Below are 12,743 nucleotides of genomic sequence, written 5' to 3'. Positions count from 1 at the left end.
CGCGGTTGGCTAGTTACCAACCGCCACCTGAGGTCAACCGCTATCGTTCTAGCACCAAGCATTCATGGCAGTAGCTCTACCAGATCTTAACCCGCTCTTCGGGGGCCAGGTAGAGGGCATCACCCGGCTGAACATCAAAGGCCGTATAGAACTCGTCAATATTGCGCACTACGCCGTTGACACGGAACTCCTCGGGGGAGTGCGGGTCAATAGCCAGGAACATCTCGGCGGTCTGGGGGCGGGTCTTCATACGCCAGCCCTGCGCCCAGGCCACAAAGACACGCTGGGTGGCGGTCAGGCCGTCAATCACCGGGGCAGTCTCCAGGGTCAGGCCCTGACGCTCAAGCGCAATTTTGTAGGCCTTCAAGGCAATAGAAAGACCACCCAGGTCACCAATATTTTCACCCAGGGTCAGCTCACCATTAACCGTGAACTTTTCGGGGTCAAGGCCGGTGGGGGTGTAGGCGTTGTACTGCTCCACCAGGGCCTTAGTATGCTCGGTGAACTCTGAACGGTCAGCGTCCGTCCACCAGTTATTGAGGGCACCGGTGCCGTCGTACTTAGAACCCTGATCATCAAAGCCGTGCCCAATCTCGTGCCCAATCACACCGCCGATTGCACCGTAATTAACGGCATCATCAGCCTCAGGATCAAAGTAGGGTGGCTGAAGAATGGCCGCAGGGAAGACGATCTCATTGGCCGGTGGCATGTAGTAGGCGTTGACGGTCTGCGGGGTCATCAGCCACTCGTTCTTATCGACCGGTTCGTTGATGCGACCCACCTGGAACTCGTGTTCAAAGACCGCCGACCGGCGCAGATTCTCAAAGAGATCATCGGTCAGTTCCAGCTCAGAGTAATCCCGCCAGGTGTCGGGGTAACCAATCTTTGTGACAAAGCTACCCAGCTTTTCCAGGGCGCGGGCGCGGGTCTCATCGGTCATCCAGTCCAGGGTGCCAATCGACTCGCGGTAGGCCGCCAGCAGGTCATTGACCAGTTCCAGCATCTTAGCCTTGTGGGCTGGCGGGAAGTGGATAGCAACGTATTCCTTACCCAGCTCCTCACCCAGGGAACCTTCTACCAGACCAACTCCGCGCTTCCAGCGCTCGCGCAGTTCTTGGGAACCCGAAAGGGTACGCCCGTAGAAGTCAAAGTTCTCAGCCACAATCGCTTCGGTCAGGTAGGGCGCACGGGAATGAGCCATATGCCAGATGTACCAGAGCTTCCAGATAAACAGCGGGGCAGTGGCCCACATCTGGGCGGCGGCCTCAAAGTAGGAGGGCTGGTTAACCACCACGGTACCCGCTTTCTCCAGAGAGATGCCCATGCCCTCAAGCCAGCTGCTAAAGGGGAAGCCTGGGAAACTGCCCTCTAGCTCCGATGCCTGAATTGGGTTATAGCGCAGATCGGCATTGCGGGACTTAACGTTATCCCAGTGGTGGGAGGCAATCTCGGTCTCATGGGCAAAGACAGCTTTAGCGGCATCGGCGGCTTCTAGCCCAAAGTTCTCGGCCAGGCCGGTCAGCTCAAACATGCGGGTGATGTGCTGAAGGTAGGCATCACGGATCTCGGCGTACTTTTCGTCGCGGTAGTAGGACTCATCAGGCAGGCCCAGACCGGTCTGGGACAGGTAGAGCACATATTTCTCGGGGTTCTTAGCGTCAATGCTGGTGTACCAGCCAAAGGGGCCGCCGTGGCCCTGAACATCGAGCGCTGCCATGACCCGCACCATGTCATCGGGGGTGGCGGCGGCCAAAACCTGCTCGACTTCGGCAAGTAGGGGAGTGAGGGCGTCCTGCTCAATTTTCTCGGTATTCATGAAAGATGAGTAGAGCGCACCGATACGGGAGCCGGGCTGTTCTGCGGCGAACTTTTCGACAATCTCACGCACATGCTTTTCGGCGGCATCGCGCAAGAAGTACATGCCACCGTCACGTGAACGGTCGGCGGGAATCTGGTGGGAGTCGTACCAGGTGCCGTTGACGTAACGGAAAAAGTCGTCGGCAGGGTTGGTGGCGGGGTCAAGGAAGCTGGTATCAATACCTGAATGTGTCATGCTTCTCAGTTTAGAGGTCTGCTGATATCTTCTTGACCTGATTTAGTGGGTTTGGCTCAGGGCGTGACCAGCCTATCAACAGAACTACCTACAATGCCCACTCTTATCGCCACAAATTGGAGTTTCCTCTAGTTATCAGCACTTTTCTGGAGAAAAATGATGTGTGAGCAAGCGAGCTTAGGACCCTTCAAAGGGTACCTGCGCCCCAGCCTCACCGCACCCATACACGTGTGACACACCACTATTTCTCTAGGGAGAAAATCATGACTCTTTCTACAAATCGCCGTACGGCTCTTAAAGGTCTGGCTATTGCAGCACCCCTGATGGCAGTAGCCCCAGCTGCATTTGCTGATAGCACCACCCCACCCGGTGGACAACCCCAGCCCACGCCCACTCCTCACCCCGGTCACCCCCACCCCACCCCTAACCCCGGTAACCCCAACCCCCCCAGCACCGGCGGTGGCGGCCAGGTACCCCTGCCCCCGGGCTGCCACGACGGTAACTGGATGAGCCAGATTCCCTGTGCACACTTCACAGACCAGAGCAACGGTGAAGGCTGGTGCTTTGGCAACACCACCACCCTGACCCTAGATGCTTCCGCAGGTAGCGCAGGCTACGACGTTCAGTGCTACCTGGTGCCCGTGTGTGGCGATGGCTCACGCGCCAACACCCACGGTAACGCCGCCGAACGTTTCCGCTGCATCAGCCGTGGCTACTACAGCAGCGGCAATTTTTTTGCCGGTAACTGGACTAGCCCCTGTGACGTCAGCGGGCTTACTATGCCTTACGCCTTCGACGGTTGTAGCTCCGGGCCCTGCACCATCACCCTACCCCAGGGGTCCATCATGGTTCAGTCCAACAACGTCTGCTTCAGCAACACCCACGGGGTCGGCAAACTACAGATTAAAACAGCTAACCGTTGGTTTAGCTCCTGCCAAAGCTGGATCAAGGCTATCTGGGTTATCAGGAACAAGGCTACCGGCCACTGGCACGTACTAGATACCGTTGGTATTGCCGGTAACACCTGGCGTAGCGGTTACGACGGCAAGTTCTAAGGTTTTTCTACCTAGATACCCGCAGAAGACGTTAGGGCTAGTGGCAAAAGCTACTAGCCCTAGCGTTTTTTCTTGTACCTACCTGACCTCAAGGTCAGCTGGCTGTGAGCAAGATTTTATAGCTAACTAGGTCATCCTTTAGGTAGGGTTAGTAGCCTATGCCTTCATCTCAGCCTGCCCAGAGCAACCCATCAGAACATCTAAGACCCCAGGCTAGTCCTCAGACTCAGTCGCTTGAACGTCATGAGTTCCTACTACTTGCCATCATGGTTCTATCCGCTTTTGTTCTGATTCTCAATGAAACCCTACTGGGGGTGGCTCTTCCCAACATCATGGAAGACCTCAACATCGCGGCAGCAACTGCCCAATGGACCTCCACCGGCTTTATGCTCACCATGGCTGTGGTGACCCCCGCATCGGGCTTCATTATTTCCCGCTACTCCATTCGAGCGGTCTTCCTGGGAGCTATGGCCCTCTTCTCGCTAGGTACTCTGGTATCGGCTACAGCCCCCGGCATTGCTCTACTCCTGGTAGGGCGAGTGCTTCAGGCGGGCGGAACCGGCATCGTGATTCCCTTGCTGATGACCACCATGATGCGTCTGGTTGCACCCAGTAAAATCGGCCAGGCTATGGGCATCATCGGTATGGTCATTTCAGCGGCCCCTGCTGCTGGCCCCACCGTCTCTGGCCTGATTCTGAATGTTGCGAGCTGGCGTTGGCTTTTCTGGCTCATTCTGCCTATCGGTTTGATTGCCCTTGCTGTGGGTTCCCGCCTGGCACCTGCCGGTAAGCCCCAGGGCAAAAGCCAACGTCTTGATCTGCTCTCCATCGTTCTATCTACCGCAGGCTTCGGCGGCCTGGTCTTGGGTCTCTCCTCGCTTGGCGGGGAATCAACCCACGGCGGTGCCCACCTGCCGGTTAGCCCCTGGCTGGTCATTGGTCTTGCCGCCGTCATTATCGCCGCTTTTGTGGTGCGCCAGATTAAGCTCCAAGAACGCGGCCCCTTCATGGACCTGCGTATCTTCAAGGCACGGCCTTTCACCCTCACCGTTATGATGAGTTCGGTGGGTATGGGTGTCATGCTGGGTACCGCTATCCTGATTCCGCTCTACACCGTGAACGTCCTGGGCCTGACCCCGCTGGAGACCGGTATGATGCTCCTTCCCGGTGGCCTGCTCATGGCCGTACTCAGTCCCTTTGTTGGCCGCCTGGCTGACCGTCTGGGCACTCGTACCCTGGTGATCCCCGGTGCGGTTCTCTTTATCGCATCTATCTGGCTGATGAGCACCTTTAGCCAGGACACCGCTGTCTGGTACGTGGTAGCAACCTACATGCTCATGAGCTTCTCGCTACCCCTCATTAACACACCCATGATGTCGGTGGGCCTGGGGTCGCTCAACGGCGAACTGCAGGCTTTTGGCTCATCGGCTATGACTACCTTCCAGCAGGTTTCGGGCGCTGCAGCTACCGCCAGCTTTGTGGCCCTGCTCGAGCTAGGAAAAGCTACCAGCAAAAAGACCGATCTGGCCGCCTACATGGACGGCGTGCACCTGGCCTTCTTCGCTGCCGCCTGCCTGTCACTGGTCTGCCTGGTCGTTGCTCTTCTGGTACCTGCGGGCAAGCAATCCACCGGAGCCGCACCCGCAGCCCGCTAAGGTAGAGGCTATGAGTATTGAATATCGCCAAGTGGGTAAGAGCGGGCTAACCGTATCAGCGGTCGGCCTGGGGTGTAACAACCTGGGACGCAGTAAAACCGCAACCGAAACACAGGCTGGCACTAACGCCGTCCTTGCCGCTGCTGTAGCCGAGGGCATCACCCTCTTCGATGTTGCCGATATCTACGGCGCCGAGCCCGGGGTTTCCGAGACCATGTTTGGCCGTGCCCTGCGTGAGACTGGGATAGACCGGGACGACATCGTGATTGTCAGCAAGTTCGGCATGGATATGGGCGGTGTGAATGGGCGTGACTACGGTGTGCGCGGGTCCCGCCGCTACATTATGCGCGCTGTTGAAGCGTCACTGACCCGCCTGGGCACAGACTATATTGACCTCTACTTCCATCACACCCCCGACCCCGCCACCCCGGTTGAGGAAACCCTCTCTGCTCTGGGCACCCTGATTGAGCAGGGCAAGGTGCGTTATATTGGCTCCTCTAATTACGCTGGCTGGCAACTAGCCCACGCTGAGCACCTAGGCCGCGCCTTGGGCCACCGTTATATAGCTGCTGAGAATCACTACAACCTACTGGACCGCAGGGCTGAACTGGAGGTTCTACCGGCAGCCCGCGAGTTCGGGCTGGGCCTGCTGCCCTACTTCCCCCTAGCTAACGGTCTCTTGACCGGTAAATACACCCGTACCCAAGCTCCTGCTGATGGCCGTTTGACTCGCATCAAGCCCGCCCTCTTAGAGGGCGCCAACTGGGGGCAGTTGGAGGCTTTCTCTGCTTTTGCCTTCGAGCGCGGTCTTACCGAGGTGCAGGTTGCCTTTAGCTGGCTGGCCCAGCAGAACCCGGTGGCGTCGGTAATCGCGGGAGCAACGAGCCAGGCACAGGTCAAAGCGAATGTGGCGGCCATCGTGACCCGTCTGAGTGACATCGACCTGGCGCAACTCGACGCGATCTTCCCGGCACCTCCCAAGGTCGCGCTGTTCTAATCACGTCACAAGAGGGGCTTCCCGGTTAGAGGTGGTCGATAGCGTACTGGGCCTGTTCGGGGGTGAACTGTTCACCGTGCTTGCTGGTGAGCTGGTCGTAGAGACTGTCGGTGCTCATGTCCATCAGGTCCATGTAGCTCCGGGCTGACTCTAGTGCTTCGGCATTCCAGTCAACCTTGACCTGATCCACCGCGTACTGGGCCTGTTCGGGGGTGAACTGCTCACCGTATTCATTGGTGAGCTGGTCGTAGAGCCCGGCATAGGAGAAGGACATGATGTCAATGTAGTTCTGTGCTGCTCCTAAGGCTTCGGCATTCCAGTCAACCTCCAGATTATCCAGAGCGTACTGGGCGGCCTCTGCCGAGTGCTTTCCGCCGTATTCACTGGTGAGCTGGTCGTAGAGCCCGGCGTAGGAGAAGTCCATAATTTTGACGTAATTGCGTGCTTCTGCCAGAGCATTCTCGTAGCCGTCAGGGACGCTGCCCTTTGACTGTGATTCTGCCTTTGAGGGGGTTGTGGTTGTGCTTGGCTGAGCCGAAGATGAGGCAAGGCTGGAATCGGCGGGTTGCATGAGCGCCGGTGCTGACAGCGAAGATGAAGCGACGGGGGATTCTGCCTCAGTTTCGCTTGCTGGCTGTCTAGCTGCTGGCTGATGCGAAGCGGAGAGGACCGCTGTAACCAATAGTACGATGCCACAAATGACGGTGCCCAGAAAGGAAAGAACAATCGCCAGAATTGAGGTAACTCTTTCCTTTGATTTTTGGAAGAGACCTGCGATTCCGGCACCAAAGCCGGCGGGTAGCAGGATCCAGCCCAGGACCGAGGTTGCCGGAAAAATGCCGAAGATGAGCCCCGACACGGAAAGTGTAAGGGCTATAAGTCCTATGCGGTTTTTAGGTTTATGAGTCTCCGTTTGTGGGGGTGCTAGTTGGGGGGAATCTGGGGCGCTATTGGGGGGAAAGCTGCTCATGCTACCCATTCTAATTTATTAAAAATTACTGGGCGGTATTGCTTGGAGATTTATGGTGTTTGTGGTGGAATGGTGATTAGTTTTATGTGACTTGTAAAATTTACAATTTTTAAATAAATATAGAATATTTTACTTGTAAAACATCTTTCTTGGAGAATTGCGATGTCCTATGATTTTTAGGCTTCGCATAATGGGTTCTGACCCACTGAGCACTGTATGAGTCCCTGTATATAGGGTGCCTACCGAGGGAGCCTTCTACTTTTGTTCTTGCCAGAAAACCGCGCCGCCCCTCTCAATACTGTGCCACCTTGGTATTCTTAAAAACGGTGTGCTCTGCGCCAAACCGCATACACAGCTAGCTCAGCGCCACCCCACCGCCGTGAAACCCGGCAGGTGACACCTATTCAGGAGTAAGACTTTTATGCCAGCAATCGTGATTGTAGGCGCCCAGTGGGGCGACGAAGGTAAGGGCAAAGCAACCGACCTGCTTGGCGGTCGCGTTGACTATGTCGTCAAGCCCAACGGTGGCAACAATGCCGGGCACACCGTCGTCGTCAACGGCCAGAAGTTTGAGCTCAAGCTCCTTCCCGCCGGTATCCTCTCAGAAAACGCTGTCCCGGTGATCGGTAACGGTGTTGTGGTGAACCCCGAGGCCCTTTTTGAAGAAATTGACGGGCTTGAAGCGCGCGGGGCAGACACCTCCAAACTCAAGATTTCAGCCAACGCCCACCTGGTGGCTCCCTACCACCAGACCATGGATAAGGTGACCGAACGGTTCCTGGGCAAGCGTGCTATCGGTACCACCGGTCGCGGTATTGGCCCCACCTACATGGATAAGGTGGGCCGCCTGGGTATCCGTGTGCAGGATATTCTCGATGAATCTATCCTGCGTCAGAAGGTTGAAGGGGCCCTGCGCCAGAAGAACGAACTGCTGGTCAAGGTCTACAACCGCCGCCACGTTGAGGTCGAAGAGATCGTTGACTACTTCATGAGCTTCGCCGATCGGCTAGCGCCTATGATTGTGGAATCAACCCAGCTCCTTAACAAGGCGCTGGATGAGGGTAAGACCCTGCTCATGGAGGGCGGCCAGGCCACTTTCTTGGACGTTGACCACGGCACCTACCCCTTCGTGACCTCATCGAACCCCACCGCAGGCGGCGCTTCGGTTGGTTCCGGTGTTGGCCCCACCCGCATTTCCCGCGTCATCGGTATTCAGAAGGCCTACACCACCCGCGTGGGTGCTGGACCCTTCCCCACAGAACTCTTTGACGAGATGGGCGAGTTCTTGCAGAAGACCGGTGGAGAGTTTGGGGTCAATACTGGCCGCCCCCGACGCTGTGGCTGGTATGACGCGGTGTTGGCCCGTCAGGCCGTACGCATTAACGGCTTTACCGACCTCTTCATCACCAAGCTGGATGTGCTCACCGGGTTGGAGAAAATTCCGGTCTGTGTGGCCTACGATGTGGACGGCGTTCGCTTTGATGAGATGCCTATGACTCAGTCGGACTTTCACCATGCAAAGCCTATTTATGAGTACTTTGACGGTTGGGCTGAGGACATTACTGAGGCTAAGACTCTTGAAGAGCTGCCCGTCAATGCCCGTAGGTACCTAGAGAAGCTCGAAGAGATCTCTGGCTGTCGTATCTCGGCTATTGGTGTTGGCCCGGGCCGCGAGCAGACTATTGTGGTCCGCGACCTGATTGAGGAAGACTAACTTGGACTAACCCGTATGGAAGGTGAGGCCCGCTCCTGGTAGGGGAGCGGGCCTCACCTTTTAAGAGATTTGTTGACTTTTTCAAAGGACAACACCTCAAAATTTTTTCTGACCGCGGTGGTTCAGTGACTGGCTAAAGTGGAATAATTCGGCGTAAGCCCGGTTGTGGTCGGCGATGGGACGGGTTATTGCTTAATTAATATCTGGCTTATCTTGCTTATTGGGTTTTGCTATCCGCTGGTGCAGGGCTGTATATGAGAGCTGGGATAAGATCGTAGACCTTGAAAAGTTACCCAAATTTTTTTTGGGGGGTTTGACTCTGTGGAGATATCAGTGTCTTGGTTAGTTCCGCAAACTTGGAGGTTGGCTGTAGATTAATACTTACTTTTTAAAATATTTTATTAATATGTATATATTTGCGATTAGTGTAAATAATATTAAAACCGCAAGAAAAATTCCCACAGGGGTTTTTAGGTAAAAATATGAAAATCCTAAAAGTGCTACCAGGTAAAAAAGGGATCCGAGTAGTAGAAGGATTCTAGAGTATTTTTTACGACTCGTATATTTTTCTTTTAGAGACATGTTAAGCCTGCCATTCCTAGTGCTCCTAAAAAGACTATGCCTGAGCCAATAGCTGTTAGAGTTGTTGCCCCAAAAGTCTTGGGTAAGGCAATAATGCTGCCCGCAAAAACAAGCCCAGATCCCACAAGACCTATAACGCTAAGTATACACATGCCCTATTATAGTCAGGCGGCGAACCATCATCCTTCACCAAACGAATATCAGAATCAATCAGATCAGAAATATATATAGGAACACTGGCCCTATCCGTATCGCGTAGAAAGAGAGGGTCACCAGTTGCAGGGGGTGTTCAACATAAGCAGTTTACCCTCATGATGAATCTTCTCAACATGAATGTCAATTATTTTTTGTGTTTCGAAATATCACAAAATGGTTTCGATATTTCTAATTATTTTTCTTTTTAAATGTAAATAAATTAGAAAGAATCCTAATTCCATAAACCAGAAAAATTAAATAGGAAATTGCAGTAAAAATAAATAGCATATAGAACACAAAAGATTTTTCGTTTTGAAAAAAGGGTATCAATGAAGTGGATAAAAATCCTATTATCCATGCAGATAGAAAAATTTTATAATCCCTCTTCATGGTTTTTTCATCAATTCACTAATAATCCATACGAGCCCCATGAGCCCAAATCCTAGTGATGACCCTATATACCACATTCTATCTATAAATGATCCGGCTTCTACGCCGGGCAGAAAAATACCTCCCCGCTTCCCACTTTCCCGATCTGGATATACTCTTATTCGATATATAGAAAGTATTGTCCCCACTATAAAAGCCAATGCTCCGACTATAATTACTAGATTATTCATTACTACATACCCCTACTTTGCAGGCCAAAATTTATCATACGTACGAGACCAGCTCGCCCCAATACCAAACGTTACTCCTCCATATAAGTCGTTATCTCCCGGTTAATAGATACGGTTTAGGATGTCCATGTATGTGTTTTGCGCTCATTTCTTTCTTCTTACTCATGCGGGTCAGATTCCCTGACGGTATCTTGCTTTCTTCGCGCAAAAGCTTTCAAAACTTGATACCAAAAGATGATAAGAAAAACAATTGAAATTGCGATACTAATGAAGAACCATACTCCTTTGTCATGTGTTACCGGCGGAAGGAATATGCCAAAAATAGCAAAGCCGATCCACGAAGTGATAAATACGGGGAGGTTAACATGCTCGAATATATTAAACATAAGTATTTCCTTTGTTGCTTTAGTGCAATCAATGTATAGAAAAAGGTGAAAATAAAACATTTTTTATAAAGGGATTTTCTTCATTGCTAAATGAATGCCTCCGATAAATACAGCTATAGGGGATACAGTATATAAAATTTTATCCGCAAGGGGCCCTGGTGGGATTCCTGGAATGAATATTCCTTTTTGGTTTCTTACCCGTGAGGGGTATTTCATTATTCGGTAGATACTAAAGGAAGCTCCTAGTAGGGCACCAAAAATTCAAAAAATACAATCAACACTATTGATCGGTATCATTTCACTCCCCAGTCCCATGAAAAACTTTGAGAACACCCTACTCCGACACCGAATAAAAACCCATTGGAGGTTGATCCAGGGCTTCCATCGATAGGTACCTGCATTCCGCTCTTCCAACCTCCTCCGTACGCGGCCTGGCAAAAACTATTATATGCTGTGCTGTACTCAGGAGTTGGGTCCCCGGAGGTTCTTCCAATAAATGTATCAGCGCTAAGCTCCCCACCAGCACCTAATTCAAAACCCAACGATACATCATCGTCGTTATCTGAACTAGTGATATTAAAAGAGAAACAAATAGCTCCACATAGGCCAAAACTAAATTGCCAGGCATCCCTACCTGCGCAGCCACCTGCTCTACCACCGCCCGACGTAAATTAATGAACCTGTTCACCGCCTTCACATCCGCAGGTGTCTTGTGGACTTTACTGTCTCTGACTAAAATGACTAGGCCTAGCTCGATATAACCCTTAGCAGCCAAGATAGATGAATCCGGCCCCCGGTCCAGCCCATGATGCTTAAAAGTGCGCGAATCATGCTTGGCCCTGGGTATAGGGTCAGTGATAGTCAAGAGTTCCCCCGGGGGCAAATGACATGATGGTTGAACCAGCCTGTTTGCCCTTACAGAAGAAGTTTTGTTTTACCTTGGGAGCACCAATTCCAAGGAGGAATCAGGGTTCTGCCAATCGCCAAAGGCCCCGTGTTTTGAGTGAGCTGGTTTAAGGGTGGATTGAGCGGGGAAAGAGATTTTGAGGCGCTTTCTTAATGCTGTTGATGGTCCGCGCGATGGTGGGGTGAGAGGTGTCGAAGAGTTCAGTAGGGAGCTCTTCAGTGAGATTGCGCCGGTGGTAGGTTAGCGGGGCTTTGAGGGCTTGGGCGAGGGTGAATGCTGGTGGTTGGCTGCTTGGTTTTGCCCAGATGCTGGGGGTGGTGGGGCTCTTGGTGGTGTGGTGAATTGTTGAGGTGTGAGTCCTCTTGCGCGCTGGTGGAGTAATGGTTCTTTCGGTGGGTTTGAGATTATTTGTGATGATTTATCCTCATTGATTGTCATTTGCTGGTGCCGTTATCTGGTTGGTGGGTATGGGGTGTGTTCCTACTTTTGAATAAGCCTCATGGCACCCCTCAGGCTGAGTTACCCGGCAAGTTCATGTCGGTGGGGCAGGCTCCTATAGCATGGTGAGCATGGCTCTTCTCCTCAGCAAAATTGTGCGCGCCAATGGCGACATCGAAGAATACGGCACCCTGAAAGACTTCGCGGAGCTTCAACCACAGGTGGGCGACCGTACATTTGTTGGCCTTCTTGAGGCCAGTCACCAGGATTTAGAGGTTCTGGCGGCTCTCTTTGACCTCCACCCGCTGGCTATTGAAGACTCGGAGCACGGCCACCAGCGCGCCAAAATAGAGCGCTACGGCGACACTTACTTCCTGGTTCTGCGGTCCATCGTCTACCTGGACGACACCGAGGAGCTTCGGCTGGGGGAGACCCACCTCTTCGTTGGTCCTCACTTTATGATTTGGTTGGTTAAAGACTCACTGCGGTCAGCCGAGAAAACCCGTGCTGCCATGAACCAGAACTTTAATGAGCTGGTAATGCAGACTTGCGCCACCAGTGCCCAGACCATGTTTTTCTTGCACGGAGTCCTGGATAGCCTGGTTGATAGCTACTACCCGGTCATAGACGGGCTAGAAAATGATGGGGACGAAATCGAAGACACCCTCTTCTCTTCCGGCGGGGAAGCCTCCGAAATCTCCCAGCGTATCTACGGCCTGCTCAACGAGGTAGCCGACTTCAAACGCGCGGTAAAACCCCTGGTGCCTATGCTGGACCTGCTCATGGGCCGCCTCCGCCTGATGGAAACAACCGGTCGCACCACCGGAACCGAAGAGGGCGTAGAGCTCATTCGCCTCTTCCGCGACGTCCACGACCACGTCCTACAGATTAACGAACGGGTCGATGACCTAAAAGCATCGCTTGAAAATGCTCTGGCTGTTAACTCCACCATTGTTGCCGAACGGCAGAACGATGACATGAAGCGTATCTCCGCCTGGGCGGCGATCCTGGTCGTCCCAACGGTCATTGGGTCTATCTATGGAATGAACTTTGATGAGATGCCAGAGTTACACTGGGCCTGGGGCTACCCTGCCTCTTTGGGGCTCATGGCCCTTGTCTCCCTGATCCTCTGGGTGGTCTTCCGCAAGAAGGGCTGGCTCTAGCCCTAGGC

The 12,743-nt window shown here is 53.2% G+C and carries 7 protein-coding genes; 5 read left to right on the top strand and 2 right to left on the bottom strand.

The features are described 5' to 3' along the window. Positions 1-76: 76 nt before the first annotated feature. Positions 77-2,053, bottom strand: a complete 1,977-nt coding sequence (locus tag ACN085_RS07715; protein ID WP_419111135.1) for a M13 family metallopeptidase — start codon at positions 2,051-2,053, stop codon at positions 77-79. 263 nt (positions 2,054-2,316) lie between these two features. Between ACN085_RS07715 and ACN085_RS07710 the strand changes: the two genes are divergently transcribed. The 3 genes from ACN085_RS07710 to ACN085_RS07700 all read left to right on the top strand — a co-directional run bounded on the left by ACN085_RS07710 (position 2,317) and on the right by ACN085_RS07700 (position 5,760). Further along, positions 2,317-3,108, top strand: a complete 792-nt coding sequence (locus tag ACN085_RS07710) for a hypothetical protein (protein WP_419111134.1) — start codon at positions 2,317-2,319, stop codon at positions 3,106-3,108. 158 nt (positions 3,109-3,266) lie between these two features. After that, the gene (locus ACN085_RS07705) at positions 3,267-4,763 is read left to right on the top strand and encodes an MDR family MFS transporter (protein WP_419111133.1); all 1,497 of its coding nucleotides are present in this window, start codon (positions 3,267-3,269) and stop codon (positions 4,761-4,763) included. Between the two features lie 10 nt (positions 4,764-4,773). Next, on the top strand, positions 4,774-5,760 hold the full coding sequence (locus ACN085_RS07700) for an aldo/keto reductase (RefSeq protein ID WP_419111132.1): 987 nt from the start codon (positions 4,774-4,776) through the stop codon (positions 5,758-5,760). A gap of 25 nt (positions 5,761-5,785) precedes the next feature. Here the strand turns inward: ACN085_RS07700 and ACN085_RS07695 are convergent, their stop codons facing one another. After that, positions 5,786-6,730 (bottom strand): Ltp family lipoprotein, encoded by a 945-nt coding sequence (locus ACN085_RS07695; RefSeq protein ID WP_419111131.1) that lies wholly within the window; start codon positions 6,728-6,730, stop codon positions 5,786-5,788. Between the two features lie 421 nt (positions 6,731-7,151). Here ACN085_RS07695 and ACN085_RS07690 point away from each other — a divergent pair, with 421 nt between their 5' ends. Together ACN085_RS07690 and ACN085_RS07685 are read left to right on the top strand one after the other, a co-directional pair. Further along, positions 7,152-8,444, top strand: a complete 1,293-nt coding sequence (locus tag ACN085_RS07690; protein WP_419111130.1) for an adenylosuccinate synthase — start codon at positions 7,152-7,154, stop codon at positions 8,442-8,444. Positions 8,445-11,703: 3,259 nt separating this feature from the next. Then, positions 11,704-12,735 (top strand): magnesium and cobalt transport protein CorA, encoded by a 1,032-nt coding sequence (locus ACN085_RS07685; protein ID WP_419105254.1) that lies wholly within the window; start codon positions 11,704-11,706, stop codon positions 12,733-12,735. Positions 12,736-12,743 lie beyond the last annotated feature (8 nt).

This window comes from Rothia sp. P4278, from assembly GCF_048512945.1.
Classification (GTDB): Bacteria; Actinomycetota; Actinomycetes; order Actinomycetales; family Micrococcaceae; genus Rothia.
This window is presented reverse-complemented; position numbering and strand designations above follow the sequence as displayed.

Excerpts from the sequence above, each read along its gene's own strand:
- ACN085_RS07690 (WP_419111130.1), top strand. The coding sequence starts at position 7,152 with ATGCCAGCAATCGTGATTGTAGGCGCCCAGTGGGGCGACGAAGGTAAG.
- ACN085_RS07700 (WP_419111132.1), top strand. The coding sequence starts at position 4,774 with ATGAGTATTGAATATCGCCAAGTGGGTAAGAGCGGGCTAACCGTATCA.
- ACN085_RS07710 (WP_419111134.1), top strand. The coding sequence starts at position 2,317 with ATGACTCTTTCTACAAATCGCCGTACGGCTCTTAAAGGTCTGGCTATT.
- ACN085_RS07695 (WP_419111131.1), bottom strand. The coding sequence starts at position 6,730 with ATGAGCAGCTTTCCCCCCAATAGCGCCCCAGATTCCCCCCAACTAGCA.
- ACN085_RS07685 (WP_419105254.1), top strand. The coding sequence starts at position 11,704 with ATGGCTCTTCTCCTCAGCAAAATTGTGCGCGCCAATGGCGACATCGAA.
- ACN085_RS07715 (WP_419111135.1), bottom strand. The coding sequence starts at position 2,053 with ATGACACATTCAGGTATTGATACCAGCTTCCTTGACCCCGCCACCAAC.
- ACN085_RS07705 (WP_419111133.1), top strand. The coding sequence starts at position 3,267 with ATGCCTTCATCTCAGCCTGCCCAGAGCAACCCATCAGAACATCTAAGA.